The sequence below is a fragment of the Candidatus Aminicenantes bacterium genome, from assembly GCA_011049425.1.
Lineage (GTDB): Bacteria > Acidobacteriota > Aminicenantia > UBA2199 > UBA2199 > UBA876.
In genome coordinates, this window is sequence record DSBM01000001.1 from 1 (window position 1) to 20,884 (window position 20,884).

16 protein-coding genes are annotated in these 20,884 nt (G+C 56.7%); 2 read left to right on the forward strand and 14 right to left on the reverse strand.

Annotated elements, in window-relative coordinates; genetic code table 11:
- Positions 1 to 243 precede the first annotated feature (243 nt).
- The 5 genes from ENN40_00005 to ENN40_00025 all read right to left on the reverse strand — a co-directional run bounded on the left by ENN40_00005 (position 244) and on the right by ENN40_00025 (position 7,903).
- Positions 244 to 2,214: a hypothetical protein gene (locus tag ENN40_00005; GenBank protein HDP93734.1), complete on the reverse strand. Its 1,971-nt coding sequence runs from the start codon at positions 2,212 to 2,214 to the stop codon at positions 244 to 246.
- A 293-nt stretch (positions 2,215 to 2,507) separates the two neighbouring features.
- The gene (locus ENN40_00010; protein ID HDP93735.1) at positions 2,508 to 5,648 is read right to left on the reverse strand and encodes a TonB-dependent receptor; all 3,141 of its coding nucleotides are present in this window, start codon (positions 5,646 to 5,648) and stop codon (positions 2,508 to 2,510) included.
- Positions 5,649 to 5,860: 212 nt separating this feature from the next.
- A complete protein-coding gene (locus tag ENN40_00015) occupies positions 5,861 to 6,595 on the reverse strand; it encodes a TPM domain-containing protein (protein HDP93736.1) in 735 nt (244 codons plus the stop codon).
- A complete protein-coding gene (locus ENN40_00020; GenBank protein HDP93737.1) occupies positions 6,592 to 7,272 on the reverse strand; it encodes a hypothetical protein in 681 nt (226 codons plus the stop codon). Before ENN40_00020 ends, ENN40_00015 begins: the two co-directional genes overlap by 4 nt.
- Positions 7,273 to 7,291: 19 nt before the next feature.
- Complete coding sequence (locus tag ENN40_00025) at positions 7,292 to 7,903, reverse strand: LemA family protein (protein ID HDP93738.1); 612 nt, start codon at positions 7,901 to 7,903, stop codon at positions 7,292 to 7,294.
- A gap of 285 nt (positions 7,904 to 8,188) precedes the next feature.
- On the opposite strand from ENN40_00025, the gene ENN40_00030 reads away from it, so the two are divergent.
- Entirely contained in the window at positions 8,189 to 9,391 is a 1,203-nt protein-coding gene (locus ENN40_00030) for a hypothetical protein (GenBank protein ID HDP93739.1), read from the forward strand.
- 341 nt (positions 9,392 to 9,732) lie between these two features.
- Here ENN40_00030 and ENN40_00035 read toward each other — a convergent pair whose 3' ends face one another.
- The 9 genes from ENN40_00035 to ENN40_00075 form a co-directional block, all read right to left on the reverse strand.
- On the reverse strand, positions 9,733 to 10,119 hold the full coding sequence (locus ENN40_00035) for a hypothetical protein (GenBank protein HDP93740.1): 387 nt from the start codon (positions 10,117 to 10,119) through the stop codon (positions 9,733 to 9,735).
- Positions 10,120 to 10,125: 6 nt separating this feature from the next.
- The gene (locus ENN40_00040) at positions 10,126 to 11,937 is read right to left on the reverse strand and encodes a hypothetical protein (protein HDP93741.1); all 1,812 of its coding nucleotides are present in this window, start codon (positions 11,935 to 11,937) and stop codon (positions 10,126 to 10,128) included.
- Between the two features lie 78 nt (positions 11,938 to 12,015).
- Complete coding sequence (locus ENN40_00045; protein HDP93742.1) at positions 12,016 to 12,789, reverse strand: DUF481 domain-containing protein; 774 nt, start codon at positions 12,787 to 12,789, stop codon at positions 12,016 to 12,018.
- Positions 12,790 to 12,812: 23 nt separating this feature from the next.
- The gene (locus ENN40_00050) at positions 12,813 to 13,757 is read right to left on the reverse strand and encodes a serine/threonine protein kinase (protein ID HDP93743.1); all 945 of its coding nucleotides are present in this window, start codon (positions 13,755 to 13,757) and stop codon (positions 12,813 to 12,815) included.
- A gap of 33 nt (positions 13,758 to 13,790) precedes the next feature.
- On the reverse strand, positions 13,791 to 14,501 hold the full coding sequence (locus ENN40_00055; protein ID HDP93744.1) for a 16S rRNA (uracil(1498)-N(3))-methyltransferase: 711 nt from the start codon (positions 14,499 to 14,501) through the stop codon (positions 13,791 to 13,793).
- A gap of 12 nt (positions 14,502 to 14,513) precedes the next feature.
- On the reverse strand, positions 14,514 to 15,593 hold the full coding sequence (gene dnaJ / locus ENN40_00060) for a molecular chaperone DnaJ (GenBank protein ID HDP93745.1): 1,080 nt from the start codon (positions 15,591 to 15,593) through the stop codon (positions 14,514 to 14,516).
- A gap of 3 nt (positions 15,594 to 15,596) precedes the next feature.
- Positions 15,597 to 17,411, reverse strand: a complete 1,815-nt coding sequence (dnaK, locus tag ENN40_00065) for a molecular chaperone DnaK (GenBank protein ID HDP93746.1) — start codon at positions 17,409 to 17,411, stop codon at positions 15,597 to 15,599.
- Entirely contained in the window at positions 17,411 to 18,073 is a 663-nt protein-coding gene (grpE, locus tag ENN40_00070; protein HDP93747.1) for a nucleotide exchange factor GrpE, read from the reverse strand. Before grpE ends, dnaK begins: the two co-directional genes overlap by 1 nt.
- Position 18,074: 1 nt before the next feature.
- A complete protein-coding gene (locus tag ENN40_00075) occupies positions 18,075 to 19,226 on the reverse strand; it encodes a hypothetical protein (GenBank protein HDP93748.1) in 1,152 nt (383 codons plus the stop codon).
- A 54-nt stretch (positions 19,227 to 19,280) separates the two neighbouring features.
- On the opposite strand from ENN40_00075, the gene ENN40_00080 reads away from it, so the two are divergent.
- Positions 19,281 to 20,501 carry a DUF401 family protein gene (locus tag ENN40_00080; GenBank protein HDP93749.1) on the forward strand — a complete coding sequence of 407 codons (1,221 nt, stop codon included), beginning with the start codon at positions 19,281 to 19,283 and terminating at the stop codon, positions 20,499 to 20,501.
- The last annotated feature ends 383 nt before the right edge of the window (positions 20,502 to 20,884 follow it).

Genomic DNA, 20,884 nt, shown 5'->3' on the forward strand with positions numbered 1-20,884 from the left:
AAAACTTGAAGAGGCAGGGACGGTTCGCGAACCGCCCTGTAGAACGTAGCAGGTAGAACGTAGAAAAAATCATCCCATTTTTTGCAGGAAGATTGAAGGATTCCTGTAGAATAACCTCAAGAGTATCTGCAGGACAGGCTGGATTTGCCAGAAGTGTTTTTACTTTTCACTTTCAACTTTTCACTTGGGGTTTCCCTGCCGCCTGTCTCCTTCTTCCTCTCCAACTTTCTCACTCGAGTCTGTTTATTTCAGTTTCTTCAGCGCCCGTTCCGTCGCCCGGATCAGGGGCTGGGGGGAAAGATCCTTGCCGGTGGCCCGGATCATCCAGGCCGAGGGGGTCAGGCGGCCGAGGGACCAGATGCGTTCCACTTCCGGTCCGAAGGCTTTGTCTTCCAGGTATTCACCGAGTTGAAATTCGATGAGTTGACCATACGCATAAGCCGACAGGTAGAGGGGATAGCTGATCATATGGGAATAGACGGCCAGTACGGGCTCATCTTGGACGCCGTAGGCCCCGGCGAAATAGCGGTTCCATACATCCCCGGCAATTGAGATAACGGCTTCTTTCAATTCGGCGGGGTCGGCATCGGGATGGGCATAGAGCCATTTCCATACTTTTATGTCTACCATGGATACGCCCATGATCTCGAAAGCCGACCAGCAGTTGTCGAGGACGGCCAGATTTCCGGCCGCGGCATCCCCGGTTTCCATGTCCAGGATCTCGAGGTCGCGCTTCTGGAAAAGGAAGGCCAGGGCTTCGGTGAATGCGGTGTTGGGGACGCCGTTTAAAAAGAAGTGGGGGACGTTGTGCAAAGAGAGGGTCTGCTCGACGTTGTGCCCGAATTCATGAACGGCGATGTTGAACCCCTTGTAATCCATGCCCTCTTTGCCGACGCGGGTGCGCAGGTGTGAGAGGCTGTCACGCATGCCGGCGCCCCAGGCGTGTCCCGACCCCCGCGCCGGATCAACCGTGATCTTCGAGGCCAGAAATGAAGCGCTTTCTGCTGAAAAGCCGAGTTCGCGCAGCATTTCCGGCATGGCGTCTCTAAAAGCTTCCGCGTTCGGGTAGCGTTTCCGGGTGATGGCGTTCAGTTGATCCTGCGGGATCGAACTGCGGGATTTAAAACCGTCGTACCATATGTCGTAAGCGGCAAGTTTACGACCCAGGCGTTTTTCCACCAGCCGGGCGACTTTTCCCAACAAGGGCGAGGACAGAAATTCATGGAACAGCGCCTCTACCTGTTCCCGAGGAACCTCCATGGATCCGGAAAAGTTGCGTTCGATGTAGGTGGGCATATCAGGATGGAATGGATCCATGGCTTTCATGGCCAGGAATACCTGGCGCAATATCTCGTAACGGGTGTCGGGTTCGCGTTCCAGGCTGACCGTCCGGCCGTTTTCCTGTATCACATTCGCAAAGGGGTTCCACTGGTAAGCGGATGAGTCAATCACGCCTTTGGGGATGGTCTGATCGATGATGCGTTTCATGACCTGGTAAACCATGCGTTGACGACGGGGACCCAGTTCATGATCGGCGTAGTTGGCCTTGATTTCGTCGCGCAGGTTCCAGTGGGCCAGCAGGACCTGGTCGTCCCGAAAGAGTTTGCGGCCGTCGTTGTCGCGCAGGGCGCCCATGTGGATGTTGTAACCGGCGATGTAGAGGTCGGCCCGGCTGGAGACGCGGGCGGCATGCTGCTTGATTTCGGCGGGGACGCGGGAAGAGAAAAAGTCGCCAAGGCGAGCCATGGCCCATTCTTCCGTACTCCAGTCCGGCCCCAGGCTGTTCTTTTCGGCCAGGGTATAGCGTGGGAAATTGAGCGCGATAACGAAAGCGATCCTGTTCTGATACAGGTCCTGCACCAAATGGGCGTCCGGGCTGAAGGCTGAAAACATGCGGTCGATTGCATGCAGCGGCCCGGTGGGCTCGTCGGTGTGTTTTTTCAGGGCCAGGTAGATTTCGTTGGTATGGCCCAGGATGGCTTCGAAATAGTGATTGAGTTTTTGAAACACACGCAACCGCTCCACGGGGTCGGCGATATAATGCTTAAGGCAGAATGTCTGGAAAAAGGCGTCGTCTCCGTCCTCGACCCGCCACAGCGAACCCGCGTGACGCACACCGCGCCCGATGTCCCGAACCGAAGCAGCCGGATATTTTTTTGTCAGCGCCCGGATGACGGTTTCGGTGGTGTCCGGTTTCAGGGGAGTCTGGCTCATCAGATCAACTCCGGAAAAGAATGTTACCAGAATCGACAGCAAAAAGATTCCGTGTTTTGTTTTCATGAAAGACCTCGCATTGTCCAGTTGTTTCAACCATCAGTTTAGCACAGAGAGAAAAAGTTTGGGAACGTTGATGGAAGCGTTAATGGTTCGCGAACCGCCCCCACCTCTCCAACTTTATTTACTTCTTCCCTCTCCAACTTTCCAACTCTCCAACTTTCCAACTTTGTTAAAAAAAACCCCCCGGCCTTGCGACCGGGGGGCGGGTATATCGGGAATCTCTGACGGAATCAGAACTTGACGCGCACACCCAGGATCATCTGCCAGCGGCTGAGGATCTGGTTGAGGGTATAGCGGGCGTCATCGGAAGCGGTCTTGCCCCAGAACTCGAACATGGGCAGGCCGGTGTCTTCGTCCGTGCCGCGGTAGGTCAGGGGGGCGTCGTCGTACTGGACGTATTTGTACACACCCCATTCGTTGTTGAACATGTTGAGCAGGTTGGTGACGTCCAGGGTGAGTTGCACTTTGGTGTCTCTGAGTACGGGCAGGGGGATATCCTGGGCGAACTTCAGGTCTATGCGGTGGTACCAGGGGTCGCGGCTGGCGTTGCGTGGCAGGATCTGGCCGCGATGGCTGTCCAGGGCGGGGTCGGCTGTGATGTAAGCGTCGAGTTCGTCCCAGGTGCCCTTGAGCAGGATTAGCTCATCCGCGCTTTGGGGCACGTAGATGGAATCGTTGCTGAAGCCGTCACCGTTGAAGTCGTTGTAGTAGCGCGTGGAATAGGGTTTGCCTGAGCGGCCGGTGTAAAAGACGGTGGCGGTGGTGGGGGCCTTGGGGATCAGGTTGAAGCGCTTGGTGACGGAGGCCACGAAACGGTGGCGGGTATCGTGGGGAGAGTAGGAGAGTTTGGGGTTGTTGGGGTCACCGGTGTGAATGTTGTACTTCCAGTTGGAGAGCGCCTGGGAGGAGGTGCCTCCGAAAAGGTCTTTGGACATGCCATAGGTGTAAGCGGCGTTGAAGTTGTTCCCCCGGCCCCATTCCTTCTGCAGTTGGAAACTGAGGGCATACTGGTAACCTTCATTCGTGTTGGTGAGCAGGATCACGTCGCCGAAATCGGGATTGACGTAATCCGCGCGTCCATAAGAAGATGAAGAGGTGGACGGTCTGCCGTAGAGCGGTCTGCCGTCAAAGGCGTACTGGCCGTTGGGCGCGATATTGATGTTCTGGTACAGGATCTCGTTGATGCTCTTGGAGTAAACGAACTCCAGGGTGCCGGTAAAGCCCATGGGCAGTTTCTGGTCCACGGCCAGGTTGAGGCGCCACAATTGAGGGAAACGGTAGTTTTCATCGATGAGGTTGATGGACGAAGCGTTGGATGCGAACGGGGACTTGGGCTGGTTGTAGGGGTCGGTGATAAAAAAGTCGGGCGAGTAGCTGCGGTAACGGGCCAGCTCCGTACCGGTGTTGCTGTACTGGTTGGAAATCCACACATAGGGGGTGCGGCCGGAAAAGATGCCGATGCCGCCGCGCAACTGGGTGCGCTGATCGGAAAAAATGTCCCAGTTGAAACCGAGGCGTGGAGACCACAACAGGTTCCCCCCGGCGTTGTGGTCGGTGGGAATGCCGAAAGCGGCTTCTACGGCGGGGTTGGCGGGGGGGCTGTCGGGCATGAGGGGCACGTCGGCGCGCATCCCGATGGTGAGGTTGAGGTTGGGCATGACGTTCCAGGTGTCCATGGCGTACAGGCCCAGTTGGAACACGGAGAACTCCGCCGGGGCGTTGGGGTCGCCCGTAGTGGAATAGTAATGGTCGAAGTAACTGGGATTGCCCGCTTCCAGGTCATCCAGGCTGTCGAATGAATAGACGCCGTAGGAACGACGCACAAACACATTGTAAAACTTGAAGAACTCGTTGTGGGTGCCGAACACAAAGGTGTGGTTGCCGGAAGACAGGGTCAGGTTATCGGTGAGTTCAATGAGGTCCTGGTCGAGTTGGTTGCGTGTGGAGTACTCTTCCGTGCCGGCGGCAAAAGACACGTTGCCCACGTCCACGTTGATGCGGGGAAAGTCTTTACCCATACCGTGGCGGTTGTCGCGGATGGTGGTGTAGTTGAGGATCAACTCGTTGAATACCGTCTGGCTGAACGTGGAGTGCAGTTGCAGGACCGTGGAGTTGGTTTTGGAGGTGAAATCATAGCCCCCGTTGCCGAAAGTGAGGGAATAGGGGCTGGAACGATAGAGCACTTCACGGGTGGCATCCACCAGGTTGTGCCGCAGGCTCATACGGTGTTTGCGGTTGATGTTCCAGTCCAGGCGCAGAAACAGTTTATCGCTGCTCTGCTCGTTGGCTACCGCGCCGTAGGTACCGGGGTCGTAGCCGTACTTGTTCTGCAGGATGGAGGAAAAGCGATCCGCCTCCGCCTTGAAGCCGAAATCGGAAGAGGAACCGGTACCGCTGATAAAGTAGTTCTCCGGTACGGTTTTTTTGCTGGTTTCAAAAGAGGCGAAAAAGAAGAGTTTGTCTTTAACAATCGGCCCGCCGAAAGTGGCGCCCATAATCTTTTCCGTGAATTCCGCAAACTCCTCGTTGTCGGGGCCGTTTCCCACCAGGCTTTCGTTGCGTCCGTACCAATAGCCGGAACCGTGGAATTCATTGGTGCCGCTCTTGGTGATCACGTTGACGCCGCCGCCGGTGAACACGCCCTGGCGCACGTCATAAGGCGCCAGTACGATCTGGAACTCCTGGATGGCGTCCAGGCTGATGGGTGTTGTCAGGGCCTGGCCGCCGGGGGCGCCGGTATCGCCCAGGCCGAACAGGTCGTTGTTCTGGGCGCCGTCGATCTGGATGTTGTTGTAGCGACTACTGCGACCGGCGGCACTGAACGCGCCGTCCACTTCGTCCGCGCTGGCAAATTGCGGCGCCATGCGGGTGAAGTCCGAAATCTGCCGCGAAATGGTGGGCAGTGACTCGATCAAATCCTCGGTCACGTTCTGGGAAGCACCGGTGCGGGAAGGGTTGATAATGGGGTCGGATGCGGTGACGATGATCTCGCCGGCATCGATGGTTTCCAGTCTCATTGAAAAAGTCAGGTCCTTAGTTTCACCCAGTTTAATGCGGATGTCGGTCTGCTTTTCAACTGAAAACCCTTCAAGGGTGGCGGTGATCTGGTAAGGGCCACCCACTTTGATCGCGGGAATAAAGAACCGGCCGTCCGAACGCGTGACCGTGGAAAAAACCGTGCCCGTGGGCAGGTGAACGGCCTGAATTTCCACGCCGGGCAGCGGAGTGCCGTCGCTGTCGCTGACGTTGCCGGTGAAGGCGCCGCTGACCACACCCTGGGCACACGCCAGGGCGGGGATCAACAGGGCCAGCATGAATCCAATAACCATGCGTTTGTTCATGCGAACTACCTCCTGTAGGATCCGAAACATAATTTATGAGGTCATCCGGGGTCCTTGGTAGCCCCGGTTGTCCACTGCGATTGTCACGCAACAGGATGAGTTTCCGGTTAACCAGCTGCATTAAATTGATGTTGACGGCGTCTTCACCTGAAACTCACCAAAGGTCTTATGAACGCGCGGCGCAATGATATTCTAGTGTCGCGCATCCGGCATGTCAAGGCGAAAAAATGACAAAAAAAAGGCTACCAGCCACCCGACGCGCCCCCGCCTCCGAAGCTGCCTCCGCCGCCGGAAAAACCGCCTCCGCCACTGGAGAATCCTCCCCCTCCGCCGCCACCGAAAAAGATGAAGGGAAGCCCGCCGCCACCGCCACGACCGCCCAGATTGCTGAGCACGATAATGATGATCAGGATGATCAGGCCGATGGGGATGGGCGATTTTTCCGACTTTTTCTGTTCCCGGCGCCGGAACCGTTCCAGTTCTTCGCGGTGTATATCAAAATCTTTGTTGATGATGCCGATAATCTGAGACAAGCCGTTGTGGATTCCCCGGTAGTAATCCCCATCCCGGAAGGCCGGGATGATCAGACGGCGAATAATGTAGTCACTCTTGGCATCCGTGAGCATGGGCTCCAGGCCGTATCCCACTTCGATGCGGATGCGCCTTTCATTCAGCGCCACCACCATGATCACCCCGTTATCCAGTCCCTTCTGACCGATTTTCCAGGTTTCCGCCACGCGTATGGAAAAATCTTCAATGGGCAGGCCCTGCAAATCTTTTACCGTCAGCAATACAACCTGGGTGGTATTGGATTCTTCCAGGCCGGCAAGCATGCGCTCCAGGGTGATCTCCTGTTCACTGGTCAAGATCCCGGCGTTATCGTTGACCCGGCCGCTGAGGGGTGGAATCTCTGTGGCCGCGTGCAGGCACAGGCTTGAAACGATGAGGAGCAGCGGAATAAAGAGGGCGCGCTTCATGAACCATTTCCCAGCAAGTGCACGCTGTCCTTGAGTTCGTTGATGTCATCGGGACGTGGGGGGAAGTGAACGGCCAGGATCTCACCACAACGGGTTACCGCCTGCGCCAGGGCGTCACCCGGGTCGCCTCGTTTCAGCCCGCTGCTCAGTTCATTGAGTACACCTTCCCAGGTGGATCGCGGAATCCGGTCGGAGATGCCGATATCGGTAACGATCTCAATGCGGCGCTCCAGGCGGGACAAAAAGATCAGCATGCCGTTGCGTTCCCGGGTGCGGTGGACCACGGCCTCCAGGAAGTGGCGCATGGCCCGGCGACGAACCTGTTCAACCATGATCCGCCGGGGAACGATCCAGCGGTCGATGGGTGCCAGGTTGGCCAGAAAATAGGTGATGGCGATCACCAGGAAGGTAGAAAATCCGCTTGCGGCTACCAGTATGGTAGCGGAATAGCTCCAGGTAAGGGTTTGCAGCCAGGCCTCCAGCCAGGGCGTAAACACCGCGAGTGCGGTGAAATAAACCAGGCCGAAAATGACAGCGGCCAACAGTTCGTATCTGGCGTAGTCGCTGCTTTCACGGATCATGGCCACGGCGATTTCCGCGCTGGTCTTTTTTTCGGATTCCCGTACTGCGGCTTCGACTTTGCGAACTTGTTCCCCCGAGAGTTTCACGTTTCCCATCGATTATCAGATTCCGGCGTCAGAACTGGACTTTCGGAACCTGATCCGCGCCCTCGGCGGCCGCAAAGTAGGGCCGGGAGTCGAAACCAAAGAGGTTGGCCAGGAAACTGCGCGGGAATATGCGGATGTAGACGTTGTATTCCCGGGCCGCCTCGTTGAAACGACGCCGTTCCACGGCGATGCGATTCTCCGTGCCTTCCAATTGGGACTGAAGTTGCAGGAAGTTTTCGTTGGATTTCAGTTCCGGGTAGCGTTCCTGGATCACCAGTAACCGCTGCAGGGCGTTTCCCAGTGAACTCTGGGCCTGCTGGAATTTCTGGAACATCTCGGGGTTGTTGAGTACTTCCTCAGAGATGTTGAATGTGCCCCCCGCTTTGGCGCGGGCCTCGGTCACCGCGGTAAAGGTGTCCTTTTCCTGCTTGGCATAACCCTTGACCGTTTCCACCAGGTTGGGGATGAGGTCGAAGCGGCGCTGGTAGACATTCTCCACCTGGCTCCACTTCTCTTTGACGCCCTCGTCCAGGGTGACCATCTGGTTGTAGGAGTTTTTGCCCCAGGAGTACAAGCCAATGGCCACTACCACCAGAATGCCCAGTACGGCCAGGCATCCGATCTTGAGTTTTTTGTTCACGCGCTACCTCCCGCCCGGGAAACCCGGGGCCGACATTGACGCAGAGCATTATGAAAGAATCTTTCCCCCTTGTCAATGATTCTGATTCTGGGGACGGTGCTTGTAAGTATGTAAGTATGGCCATAACCAGAAACCCAACAACAAATTCAGGATTTACGCACGAAAACAGCAAAGAAATTCTGGCCACCGCAATACTTACATACTTACAAGCACCGTCCCCAGTTTCAGTTTGGGCGGGGTTGATTCGAGTGGGTATCGCGGGTAAAATCCTCTCGAGGTTTGCCCATGAACATTTCCTCCTGGTGGAAGAAATTCCGCAACCTGCTTTTGCTGACCCTGGTGATTCCCCTGGCCGTCCTCGCCCTGATCGAGGGCCTGGTGAGGGTCAGCGGAGTCAATACCGAAGTAATCAAAAGTGATCGATTCCAGGTGGCCACGCCTTTGTGGGTGGCCGACGAGGCCAACTTTTTCTCCGCCGAGGCGCTTTATCGCGACATAGTTCACCACGAGGTCCCCGCGGTAGCGGCGGAGTGGTTGACCTGTTTCGAAGAGGCACCCCACGTGCGTTACCGCATGCGCCCCGGCATCGACCGCCGGGTGGTCAACACCGTCAATCGCCGCGAACTGGAGCAGGGCATGAAGGTGCGCATGCGGGCCAACTCCCTGGGGTTTCGCAGCGCGGACCTGCCTCGCGCCAAGCCGGCGGGGACGTACCGCATCGTTTTCCTGGGGGATTCCACAACTTTCGGCTGGGGCGTGGAAGCGGATGAGCGTTTTTCCGAACGCCTGGCCGCGCGTTTGAACGCCCGCAATGATGGGCGCAACTACGAAGTAATCAACCTGGGCATCCCGGGTTATACGTCCTGGCACGGACGCAAGGCATTCGAACGCTTCGGCCTGCCCTGGTCTCCGGATATGGTGATCATGAGCTTCGGGGCCAATGACGGCAAGATGATCTCCCAGCGAGCCAAGGCGCTGCTGCAGCGGGAGTCTGCGCTGGAAGGGGTCAAGTATTTTCTGCGCCGTTTTGCCGCCTACCGCCTGATGCGGCGCTTGCTCCTCTCTCTTACCAACCCGTTCGAGAAACTGGCCGAGCAACCCCCGGCAAAAAAACAGAAAAGGGTGCCGGTTGTCACCGTGGCGGAATTCCGTGAGAATTTGACCGCCATGGTTGCGGCCGCCCGAAAAAAGGGATGCCGCGCGGTTTTTCTGGGGTTATGTTGCCCGGCCGACTACCTTGCCCCCGTGTCCGCCCTGGCGGAGCGCCTGGGAGTCCGGCACCTGGACGGTATGCATGTCCTGCTTCAAAGTGTTCCGCAAATCAAGGCCGGCAAGATTAATCCGGAACTGTACCAGTATTACCGGGAGCTGTACGGCAGAGAAGCCCTGGAAAAGCGGCGCATCCTGACCGTTACCAGCGATTCTTGTCACCCCAACCGCCTGGGCCACCGCGTGCTGGCCGCGGTCCTCGAAGAGCGGCTGTTTTGAATCAGAGTTGGAAAGTTGGAGAGTCAGGAAGTTGAGGGGGGTAGGAGTTTAAAAAGTAGGGCCGGGTTTGAAACCCGCCCGTACGCTTGAATTATGAGTAACTGTTGTCGGGCGAAAGATTTTTCGCCACTACGCCTGCCTCCTGCCACCTGATACCTGTCACCTCTTTTCTTCAACTTTAGAAAAGAGTATAGATAAACGGGGCGATGGCCGAGCCCTCGGTGAGGATAATCAGGAATCCCACCAGGAGCAGGATCACGACCACCGGGATCAGCCAGAACTTTTTCTTGCGCCACAGGAACTCAAAGACTTCTTTCAGGATAGATGCTTTCATAATGACCTCAGTATTGCTTGAGGGGTGATTCTCCCGGAGTCCACTCTTTGTACCAGGTTTCCGCTTTTCTGTCGCCCAGGCAGAGAAAACGCTTGCCCCCGAGGCGCATGGCCACGGCCATGGGAGTCAGGATCAGGAAGTAAACCAGCAATGAGATCAGGGCGAAGATCAGGGATCCCAGTTTGCGGGTGACGGCCAAAACGGCTTTGAATGCCGGTGTCAGGAAAGGGGCAAAGACCAGCACCAGAATCAATCCAGCCACCAGGCCCAGAAACCGAATCAGGTTCAGGGGGTGCAGCCACTCAATGCGGATCCACAGGATAATTATCGCCAACACATACAGGATGGCAAAAAAAACCATGCTCTGACGTTGGATGGGGGTTGGTTTCATCATGATGTTCTAGTCCAGGGGAAATTGTTTCAGCCATTCCGGATCCAGGGGAATGCGCTCACTGTCGGTTTTCTCCACGATAAAGTTTTCCAGCACCAGTACATCCATGTTGGTGTTGCTGAAACAGCGCCAGGCTTCTTCGGGTGTGCGGACGATGGGTTCGCCGCGCACGTTGAACGAGGTGTTGATAATTACGGGACATCCGGTCATTTGGTCAAAGGCTTCCAGGATGCGGTGGTAAAGCGGGTTGGTATTCGGGTCAACCGAGTGCACGCGCGCCGAATTGTCTACATGGGTGACGGCGGGAACCTCGGAGCGTACGGGATCGAGGCGCTTCAGTCCATCCAGCGACTTCTCCTGTTCGGAAAGGGACCGCAGACGATCCGGGTGGACATTGTAAACCAGGAGCATGTATTCAGACGCGTGGCTAAAATCAAAGAACTCCGCCATGCGGTGTGACAGCACCGAAGGAGCGAAGGGCCGGAAAGATTCGCGGAATTTGATTTTCAGGTTCATGATGCGTTGCATCTCCGCGGATCGGGCATCTCCCAGGATGCTGCGGTGGCCCAGGGCGCGGGGGCCGAACTCCATTCGTCCCTGGAAAAGACCCACGACTTTCTGATCCGCGATGCGGCGGGCGACCTCTTTTGGCAGATCTGCGGGGTCCGCTTCCGTGTAGGGGATGTTTTCGCTTTGGAGAAATGCACGGATCTGCTCGCAGGAAAACCCGGACCCCAGAAAAGACCCTTTCTGGGAGTCCCCATGAGCTGGAACGCGGGGCTGATCCAGGTGCTGGTGCCAGTACCACAAGGCGGCGCCCAGCGCTCCGCCCGCGTCTCCGGCGGCGGGTTGGATCCAGATGCGTGACGCCAAACCGTTCTTGAGCAAACGACCATTGGCCACACAGTTGAGGGCCACGCCGCCGGCAAGCACCAGCTGGTCCGTGTCCACTTTTTCCATGGCATGACGAACAATGCGCTCCACTGTTTCTTCCAGCACCAGCTGGATCGAGGCGGCCAGGTCCATGTCCAATGGCCGGATGGGGGTTTCCGGCTGCCGGCGCGGAGCGCCGAAAAGGCGGTTGAAGTGCCGGTTGGTCATGGTCAGGCCCAGGTGAAAATTGAAATATTTTAAATTCAGGCGGAATGAACCATCGGGTTTGACCTGGATCAGGTGATCGCGGATGGTGTCGGCAAAACGCGGAGTACCGTAGGGGGCCAGCCCCATGAGCTTGTACTCTCCGGAATTGACGCGGAAGCCGGTATAGTAGGTGAAAGCCGAATAAAGCAGGCCCAGTGAGTGGGGAAAGTGGATGGCGCGATCGAGACGGATGTGATTTTCCCGTCCCTCTCCAATGCTCAGTGTGTCCCACTCACCCACGCCGTCGACGGTGACAACGGCTGCATGACGGAATGGAGAGGGGAAAAAGGCGGAGGCGGCATGGGCTTCATGATGTTTGACAAAAGCTATTTTTTCGTTGGCGGTGGCTTGCTGGATGAAATGCTTGATATAAAGCTTTTCCTTGAACCACACCGGCATGGCCGCGATAAAGCTGCGCCAACCCCGGGGAGCGAACTGCATATAGGTGGAAATCAGGCGGTCGAATTTCAGGAAAGGTTTCTCATAGAAAACCACCTGGTCGATCTCATCCAAACTGATGCCCACAGTTTCCAGGCAGTCTTTCAATGCCTGGCCGGGAAATCCGTGGTCGTGCTTTTTGCGGCTGAAGCGCTCTTCCTGGGCGGCGTACAGAATCTCTCCGTCCCGCACCAGCGCCACGGCCGAGTCATGATAATAAGCGGAAATTCCCAGGATGTTCATTTTTCGTGGCCCTATCTGAATGGTGGATTATACAGGCAAAGTGGTGATGGCGCAATCCCGCTGTTGACATCCCGCCGTTTAAAGGCGGATTTCAACCGCGGTGATGAAAGTGAGGTCGTTTTTCCTGATTTGTGAAGACAGGGGCAGGTTGTTGAAGCGGTCCTTCAACTTGAGGGTGATCCACACCGGTTTCTTCATCAGCATGGACAGGGACGCATCCGCCTCCAGGCGGTAATTCCTCCAAAGATCGGCCACGTCCGGGGTATACAGGATGCGGGCTTTCAGTTGGCTGGTCTCTGAAAACAGGGCTTCCATGGCCAGGCTGATGTGGATGCGCAGATACTGCCGGCTGGGCGCCGGGTCCTCATGATTGAGGAATTCACCGTTCAGGCTGGTTGTCAACGTGGTCTTCAGCTCTTTACCATCATGGATATCCACGCGCAGACCCAGGCCCGTGGTGGTGCGCAGGGTGATGCCGGCGATGGCGTCGTACTCCAGCAGCACCTGACCGAACAGGTTCAGACGCTTGTTCAGGACACGGGTGAAGGTGCTGGCCCATTTGCCCTTTTTCTGGATCACTTCGGAGTCGCTGCGACCGTAGAGGGTTTCGAAATCAGTGTCCAGGACAAACCCATCAAGGCGGATGTCGAAGTTGATTTCGCCGTGCAGCAGGCGGCTGCGGGTGTTCCCGGTGTGGACGGTCAGGCCGCCGTTCAGTGTCAGGTTCCAGAGTCGCGTTTCGCCGGTTTCCACTTCGGCGGCGTCGGTTGCGTTTTCCCGGGTCTGGCAGGCCAGGACCGGAATCAGAAACAAAAAAACCCATGGAAACAGGTGGTAACGGCGAATGTTCATTTTTTATCCGTATGTCAACAGGGTTATTGTTCGGCGCCGCAGTAAATACAGCGGCGCATGGGACGGGGCATGGTTTTTTTGCAGTTCCAGCAGATGAAGTCGGTGCGCTGTTCACGGGCGCTGATGCGGCTCTGGATGTCCTTGATTTCGTTGCCGCGGTCTCGCGGGCGCTCCATGGCGCGGTCCAGGTCGTCCAGGACGGCTTGAGCGTGTTTGTATCGTTGCGACGGGTCGGCTTGCAACATGGTCATGACAATGCGGTTCAGGTCTTCGGATACGGCAGCGTTTTTGCGCCTCAGGGGCGTAATGTCTCCGGCCTTGGCTTTCTTGTAGATTTCCATGGGGTTGGCCAGAACGATGGGAGGAAATCCCGTGACCATTTCATAAAACAGGCAGCCGATTGAGTAGATGTCAGAGGCCAATACAGCCCGTCCCTCGAATTGCTCGGGTGCCATGTAGGGAGGGGAACCGATCCGCGTGGTGGCAAAGGGCTTTCCCTGCAGCAGGGTGGATGTGCCGAAATCCGCCACCTTGATGTTGTCTTCTTTGTCGATGAGCACATTGGAGGGTCGGATATCCCGGTGGATGACCTTGTATTCGTGGGCGAACCCCACCGCCGACAGGATCTGCCGCAGGTAGCGCAGGGCCACCGGCATTTCCAGGTTGTTTCTGGCGTCGATGAGGCTCTCCATGTCCGTGCCGTCAATGTACTCCATCACCATGATGTAGACGTTGTCAATGACATCAACGGTCAAGAGCTTGACAATGTGGGGGTGCTGCAACAGTTTGGATTGAAGGGCCGATTCCTGCAGGAGTTTTTCGGTTTGGATGCCGATGCGGTGGGGGATCTTTAACGCCCGCAGGCTTTTGAGGAACGTGTCTTCAGCCAGGTAAACGGTGCCGAATCCCCCGGAGCCGATTTTTTTCAGGATGCGGTATTTTCCGATACTGCCCTTGAGCTCGATCATGAGGTCAAAGCATACCCCAACCCCGCTGCGTTTTCAAGGTTCCTGGTCCAGCTGCTGCTGAAACACCGCCGCGGCCGTAATGGCCGCGGTTTCGCTGCGCAAAATTCCCGCATTCAGGCGCCGGGAAACAAAACCGGCGTTTTGCAGCTCCGCTTGCTCCCGCGGAGTGAAATCTCCCGGAGGACCGATCACGCACAGGATGGGCAACAGGTCTGGGTCCGTTGCAAAAGGGCGGCCGCTGATTTCCAGCATGACACGCACGGGAATGGCGGCGCTTTCCCGGATCAGGGATTCGAGATCCACGGGGGCAAAGATCCGCGTGGCCCACGAGCGGCGGTTGATTTTAACCGCCTGCAGGGCAATCCGTTGCCAGCGTTCCGGGATTTCACCGGGACAGTCGCCGTCATTGCGTTCAAAGCAAACGGGCCGGATTTCGTCCACGCCCAACTCGCAGAGTTTTTCCAGCATCAGGTCCATGGATCGTTTTTTCAGCATGGACGGAGCCAGGATCAATCGAATTGCGGGACGTTCCCGCCGTTCATGTTTCAATATCGCGGCTTCAACAACACGGGGCGCGACGCGTGTGATCCGCGCCCGGAACCAGTCGCCGCAACCGTTGACGGCCTCGATCTCCATGCCCACGCGCGCGCGCATCACGCGTACAAGATGGTGGTGTTCTTCAGCATCGAAAAAAAGGGTGTTGGTATCGTTGGAAACAACGCAGAGAAAACGGCGCCCCGTCATGTGCGGCCGGGATTATCCTTCCTGGGCCAATTCCAGTTCCCGCAGGGACTGAAACAGTTTTTTCTCTTCCCGCGACAGTTTTTCCGGAGTTCGAACCCGCAACACGGCCTTGAGATCGCCCCTTCCCCAACCGTTGACGTTGCGGAACCCCTTGTTGCGCAGGGTCACCACTTGTCCGGGTTGTGAGCCGGGGGAAATCTTGATCTGCTCCGTGCCGGAAGGCGCTTGCACCTTGATGCTGTCTCCCAGCGCCGCCTGGGAGAAAGTGATTTCCACATCCATAATCAAATCGTTGCCTTCCCGCGAGAAGCCTTTCTCCGGCTGGACCTGAAGGATCAGGTAAAGATCACCGGCCGGTCCGCCGCCGTGCCCGGCCTCGCCTTCACCGGTCACGCGCAGGCGGTTGCCGGAATCCACCCCGGGGGGGATACGCACCGAAAGTTGCTTTTCACCTTTGACACTGCCGTTGCCCTGACAGGTCGCGCAGGGGTCCTTGATGATGCGGCCCGTACCGTTGCACATGCGGCAAGGCGTGGTGACTGAAAAGAAACCCTGGCTGCGTCGCACCTGGCCGCTGCCGCCGCATTGTGAGCAGGTCTCGGGTTGGGTTCCCGGCCGGCTCCCCGATCCCTGGCAGTCGGAGCACGTCTCCTCGCGTTGCAAGGTGACGATCCGTTCGATGCCGTCATAGGCTTCCTGAAGGGTAAGATTGAGCTCCATGGCCAGATCCTGGCCGCGCCGGGGTCCGCGGCGGCGGCGGGAATTGCCGAACATGGAACCGAAACCGAAAAAGTTACCCAGGATATCTTCAAAATCAGAGAACACCGAGTCCGAAAAGAAAGAGAAATCCTGAAATCCTCCGCCGTTGCGCAATCCCTCGATGCCGTAGGTGTCGTAAATTTTGCGTTTTTCTTCGTTGCCCAACACGGCGTAGGCTTCCGACGCGGCTTTGAATTTGTCTTCCGCTTCGGGATTATCGCTGTTGCGATCGGGATGGTATTGCATCGCCAGGCGGCGATAGGCTTTTTTGATCTCTTCTGTGGAAGCGTCCCGGGAAACTCCCAGGGTGGCGTAGTAGTCTTTGTTTTGCATGGCTCAGGATTCGAATTCCGACATCAACTGGGAGTTGATGCGGTTGCGTTGTTTCTGGATGCGTTCCAGTAAGCGGGACAGGAGTGCCGTATCGTCTCCCTGCAGGGCTTTTGTGACTTTGCCAAGCAGGGAACGAATTTCCGACTGGCCTGCCAGGTCGATCTTTTCCGTGTGGTGTTCGAGGAAAAAGCGCACGGTCTCGGTTTCCCGTTCCAGGTTTTCCCGCAGCTGCATAACGTGAAGGCGTTGTCTGTCCTGTTCCCGGAAGCGGCTCGATTCTTCCACGATGCGTTCGATCTCTTCCGGTGACAGGCCGCTGGCGGGCTGTACCTTCATGCTCTGGGTGATCCCGGTCTGTTTGTCTTTGGCCGCTACTTTTACGATCCCGTTGGCATCGATTTCAAAAATCACATCGATCTGGGGAATGCCTTTGGGTGCCAGGGGAATGCCCACCAGGGTGAATTCCCCCAGGGACCGGTTTTCCGAGGCCAGTGCCCGCTCACCCTGCAGAACGTTGATCTTGACCACTTGCTGGTTATCGTTGATGGTTGTAAACACCCGTGAACGTTTGAGAGGAATGGTGGAGTTGCGCTCAATGATCTTTTCGAATTTATCACCTTTGGCTTCCACACCCAGAGACAGGGGGGTGACATCCAGCAGCAACAGGTCCTTTACCCGGCCGCGCAGGATTTCCGACTGCAGGGCGGCTCCCTTGGACACTACTTCTTCCGGGTTCAATTTGCTTTGCGGGGGCTTGCCGAACAATTCGTTCAAGCGGCGGCTGACCAGGGGCATGCGACTCTGACCACCCACCAGGATCACCTGTTCGATTTCCGCCGCGGGAATGTTGATCTCGTCCAATGCACGCTGGACCAGGCCGATGGTGCGTTCCACCAGGTTGCTGGTGGCGTGTTCGAGTTCGGTGCGGGTCAATTCCCGCTGAAAATGGTACGCCTCGTTGCTGCCGCGGTGCACCAGGTAGGGAATGGTAACCAGGGCTTCTTCGTGGTGAGATAGTTCAATCTTGGCTTTTTCCGCGGCTTGCACGATGCGCTGATGGGTCTGTTCATCGGGTTTCAGGCTTTGTTGCAATTCGTCGGACGCGGTCCGCGCGATCCAGTCGATGACCTTGGCGTCGAAATCACTGCCGCCCAGGAAGGTGTCGCCGATAGTGGAGCGCACTTTAAAGATTTCGTCTTTGACCTCAACGATCGAGATATCAAATGTGCCGCCGCCGAGGTCGTAGACCGCATACAACCCGTCCCGGTTGATTTGTTCATTATAGGCGATCAACGCCGCCGTGGGCTCGTTGATGATGCGGGAAACATTGAGCCCGGCCAGGCGGGCGGCGGTTTTGGTGGATTGACGCTGCGCGTCGTTGAAAAAGGCCGGCACGGTAATGACCGTGTCGGCGATTTCTTCATTCAGGAATTCCCGGGCCAGGCGGTGCAGGTAGTCCAAAAAGATTCCGGAAATTTCTTCCGGGGAGCGGACGCGCCCGGCAAAACGCACGTGGGCATCCCCGTTGGGTGCTTCAACGATCTCGTAAGCGACTTGACGCCGGAACTCCTGTATTTCCGGACTCTGGAACTTGCGTCCCATCAGGCGCTTGATTCCCCAAATGGTGTCGCGGCTGTTGCTCAGCAGTTGCCTTCGCGCCACCTGGCCGAACACGTGTTGCTTTTCGCGGTTGACGGCCACGACCGAGGGAATGATGCGGGAGCCCTCATTGGTCGGAATGATCGCGGTTTTGGCGCCGTCAAGGTAGCTGATGCAGGAATTGGTGGTTCCCAGATCGATGCCCAGGTTCCGGGCCATCAGTCTTCTTCTCCGTTATGGTTCGTGGTTTCCGCGGGTGGTATGGCCACCCGCACCAGGGCCGGGCGCAAGAGTTTTTCGTTATACAGAAATCCTTTCTGGTAGACCTCAACCACCAAGGGATCCGTGATGTTGTCGCGCTCCTCCTTGGAAAGAGCCTGGTGAAAATTGGGATCAAAGGGGTGTTCGTAAGGATTCAGTTCCTCCACCCGATATTTTCGCAGCAACTCCTGGAGTTGCTTAAAGATCATCTGCACGCCCGAAAGGATGGACCGTGGAGATTCGTCGCTGGTGTGGGCGCGGATGGCGCGTTCGAAATTGTCGTAGATTTCGAGCAGGCTCAACAGGAATTCCCCCAATACAAAGCGCTGGTATTCCTCTTTTTCTTTGCCGATGCGTTTGCGGAAATTGTCCATCTCCGCCAGGTTGCGCAGGAACTTGTCCTGGAAGTCATCACGCTCCTGGCGGACCTGATTGATAATGGTCTGCTGCTTTTCGATCGTTTGCTCGAGCTCGGAAATTTTCCGGCGCAGCTCAGCGGTTCCGTGGGGACTGCTTTGGCGGGGCTTGTGATGATGTTCGGATTCCGCAGCATGGTCGTCTTCGTTGTCTTGTGGAACATATCCCACTTCGGTGGGATCGAGATCTTTGTTCTTGGGCATGCTAAACCTCCACGGATCGATCAGACAGGATTCGTGAAAAGTGGCGGGAGTAAAGGTTCACCCTGGAAAGGGTGTCCCGCCCCGCGGTGAACTTGGGGCCGATTACGCCCATGTTGCCGATGGGGCGTTGCTGGTAAACCACGTTGGAAACAATGAGAAGAAAATCTTCCAGATCGGAGATCCCCGTCTCAGAACCGAACAGGATGCTGGGTTCGCATGAAGCGTTGCGTTGGATGTCGTTCAGAAAGCGCACCAGCCGGGCTTTTTCTTCCAGGGTCTGAAGCAGGCCTTTTATTTTGCGGGGGTCCACCAATGCGGAATCCAGAATGTTCTGCGTCCCTTTGACGAACAACTCAGCGCCCATGAAGTCTTCGTTGCTGAGCAGGTAGTAGAGTTCACGGTAAATCCGCAGGAATTGGGCCTTTTCGCGAAAAAGGCGATTGCGAATGGTGCGGAATGCCGACTGCAGGCTTTTTCCTGCGAATTCCCGGTTCATCGAGTCCTGCCATTCACGCAGGGCGGCATCCGGGTGATTCTCGCGGGTGGTAAACACGCGGGAAACGGACCAGCCGTGCATGGACTGCACCACGGCCATGACGCGGCGGTTGCCGACCTTGATAAGGCGCATGCGACGGAAACGCAGTTCGAAAATCGAGCGCAGCAGGAAGAACCCCACGTAAGGGGTGTCCTGGGACATCTGGAACAGGCAGTCGTCGCTGAGTCCCTGGAAATCCTGGTTACGCATTATCGGCCGCGGTGTGGGCTCAACCTGATCATCCAGGCTGTGAAGGGCCTGCCTGAGGCAGTGCTTGATGGCCAGGTTGGTGGGGACCCGTCCCGAAGAGGCGCTGGCCTTGGTGACGTAGCCGCGGGCCTCAAGTCGTTGCAGCTCTTTGCGCAGGGTGGAGTCGGAAAAAGGCAGACGGGCGCACAGGTCCCTGGAACTCACCGGGCGGTGGGTGCGGGCGTAAAAATGGACCAGATGATCCAGAATATCGGCGTGCCGTTTACTCAACCACATGCAAAAAATTCTAATATATCCGCCCCTGAAAGTCAATCCGATCCACCCCGAACGGCTTGCCTGCGTGAAGTCCTTCGGGTATAATCCCCCTTTTCGAGCGATTCGCGTCAATACCGGGGTGTCAGGATCCATGTTTGTCTCAATGACTCGTGCGTGCCGCCGCCATACTGCTGAAAGGGAGAATCCATGACCGGGATCGTCAAGTTGGTGTTGGTGGTAATCACCCTCATGGGACTGCTGCGTTGGCGGCGCGACCTGACACTCGCCGTGGCCGGGGCCGCGCTTCTTGCCGTGATTGTGTTTGCGATTCCGGCCCGCACCGCCCTGATGTCGGTGTGGGACATATTATCCGCGGGCGGCAGCCTGCAGTTATTCGCCATCGTGGTGTTGGTCATATTTCTGGGTTCAGTTCAAAAAGAGACGGGTATGTTTGATCGTCTGGTCCGTTCCCTGAACTGCGTGATTCGTGACGGACGCCTGGTGGCCATGGTGGGGCCGGCCATTATCGGTTTTCTGCCCATGCCGGGCGGGGCGCTGTTCTCTGCCCCACTCGTGGAAGTATCGACTCGGCATATGGACCTGACGCCTCACTTCCGCACGTTCCTGAATTACTGGTTTCGCCATCCCTGGGAGTATATCTGGCCCATCTATGCCGGGCTGCTCCTGTTCCAGACCATGTCCGGCTATCCGTTGCGGCGCATTATTCTCTACCAATCCCCTTTCAGCTTGATTCACATCCTGGGTGGACTGGCTGTGGCTTTCGCCTGGTTCCGGCGCCGGGGAATCGGTCGCCGGCACCCGGGGGATTCCAACCATTTCTGGGGCACGCTGGGGGATTTTCTGGACGGCACCTGGCCGATCCTGGCCGTGATCATGTTTTTCTTCGCGGCCGGATTGCCCCTCTATATTTCCCTCATTGTGGTTGTCCTGGCCGTGTTGCTGGTAAAGAAGGTCCCATTCGCCCGCATCATCGCCCACCTGGTGAACCCGCGCATGGGACGGACCCTGTTGCTGCTGGCCGTGGTTCTGATTTTTCAGAAAATCATTCTTGTCGCGGATGTGTTCGCGGAATTTGCCGGAGTAGTGTTGTCCAATCCCGCGGCCGTGGCGCTGATCGTCGGGGTCTCTTTCACCATGGGATTCCTGACCGGCGTCAATACCGCCTACATCGCCATCGCATTTCCCATTCTTCAGCCGCTGATCCAGAACCTGCCCAACGCGTTCCACCTGAGTCTTTTTGTGTACGTGATCGGCTTCTGTGGTGTCCTGCTCAGCCCCCTGCACCTGTGCCTGGTTTTGACCAACGAGTATTTCCACTCTTCCCTGATGCGGGTGTACCGGTACCTGCTGCCTCCGGTGTTGTTGATCGCCGCCACCGCCGCCACCCTTGCCTTGTTGTCGGGATGAGAAGAGTTGAAAAGTTGGAAAGTTGAAGAGTTGAAAAGAAGGTGTCAGGTACCAGGTGACAGGAGACAGTTGTAGGGGCGGTTCGCGAACCGTCCTGGAATCAAATGAAACAACGGAACACACGGAAAATCGAGTAAATGGCCGGCGAAAAACGGGCAAGAGGCCAGTGGCGATTGGCAAGAGGAACCGTAGCGCTTTTTGTTTGGATCATTTGGATTTGGGTCATTTGAATTTGTTTCGGATTTAGAATTTGGGATTTGAAAGAAGGTATCAGGTGGCAGGAAGGCGGGGGATCTCAGTCGAAAGTTAAAAGTCGAAAGAAAGTACTTTTCTAGCCCGTTTAACTTCTTCCCTCTTCAACTTTCCAACTCTCCAACTTTTTC

Bases quoted from the DNA above. Each gene is read 5' to 3' on its own strand.
- ENN40_00005 (HDP93734.1), bottom strand. From the start codon at position 2,214: ATGAGCCAGACTCCCCTGAAACCGGACACCACCGAAACCGTCATCCGG.
- ENN40_00010 (HDP93735.1), bottom strand. From the start codon at position 5,648: ATGTTTCGGATCCTACAGGAGGTAGTTCGCATGAACAAACGCATGGTT.
- ENN40_00015 (HDP93736.1), bottom strand. From the start codon at position 6,595: ATGAAGCGCGCCCTCTTTATTCCGCTGCTCCTCATCGTTTCAAGCCTG.
- ENN40_00020 (HDP93737.1), bottom strand. From the start codon at position 7,272: ATGGGAAACGTGAAACTCTCGGGGGAACAAGTTCGCAAAGTCGAAGCC.
- ENN40_00030 (HDP93739.1), top strand. From the start codon at position 8,189: ATGAACATTTCCTCCTGGTGGAAGAAATTCCGCAACCTGCTTTTGCTG.
- ENN40_00035 (HDP93740.1), bottom strand. From the start codon at position 10,119: ATGATGAAACCAACCCCCATCCAACGTCAGAGCATGGTTTTTTTTGCC.
- ENN40_00040 (HDP93741.1), bottom strand. From the start codon at position 11,937: ATGAACATCCTGGGAATTTCCGCTTATTATCATGACTCGGCCGTGGCG.
- ENN40_00045 (HDP93742.1), bottom strand. From the start codon at position 12,789: ATGAACATTCGCCGTTACCACCTGTTTCCATGGGTTTTTTTGTTTCTG.
- ENN40_00050 (HDP93743.1), bottom strand. From the start codon at position 13,757: ATGATCGAGCTCAAGGGCAGTATCGGAAAATACCGCATCCTGAAAAAA.
- ENN40_00055 (HDP93744.1), bottom strand. From the start codon at position 14,501: ATGACGGGGCGCCGTTTTCTCTGCGTTGTTTCCAACGATACCAACACC.
- dnaJ (HDP93745.1), bottom strand. From the start codon at position 15,593: ATGCAAAACAAAGACTACTACGCCACCCTGGGAGTTTCCCGGGACGCT.
- dnaK (HDP93746.1), bottom strand. From the start codon at position 17,411: ATGGCCCGGAACCTGGGCATCGATCTGGGAACCACCAATTCCTGCATC.
- grpE (HDP93747.1), bottom strand. From the start codon at position 18,073: ATGCCCAAGAACAAAGATCTCGATCCCACCGAAGTGGGATATGTTCCA.
- ENN40_00075 (HDP93748.1), bottom strand. From the start codon at position 19,226: ATGGATCCTGACACCCCGGTATTGACGCGAATCGCTCGAAAAGGGGGA.
- ENN40_00080 (HDP93749.1), top strand. From the start codon at position 19,281: ATGACCGGGATCGTCAAGTTGGTGTTGGTGGTAATCACCCTCATGGGA.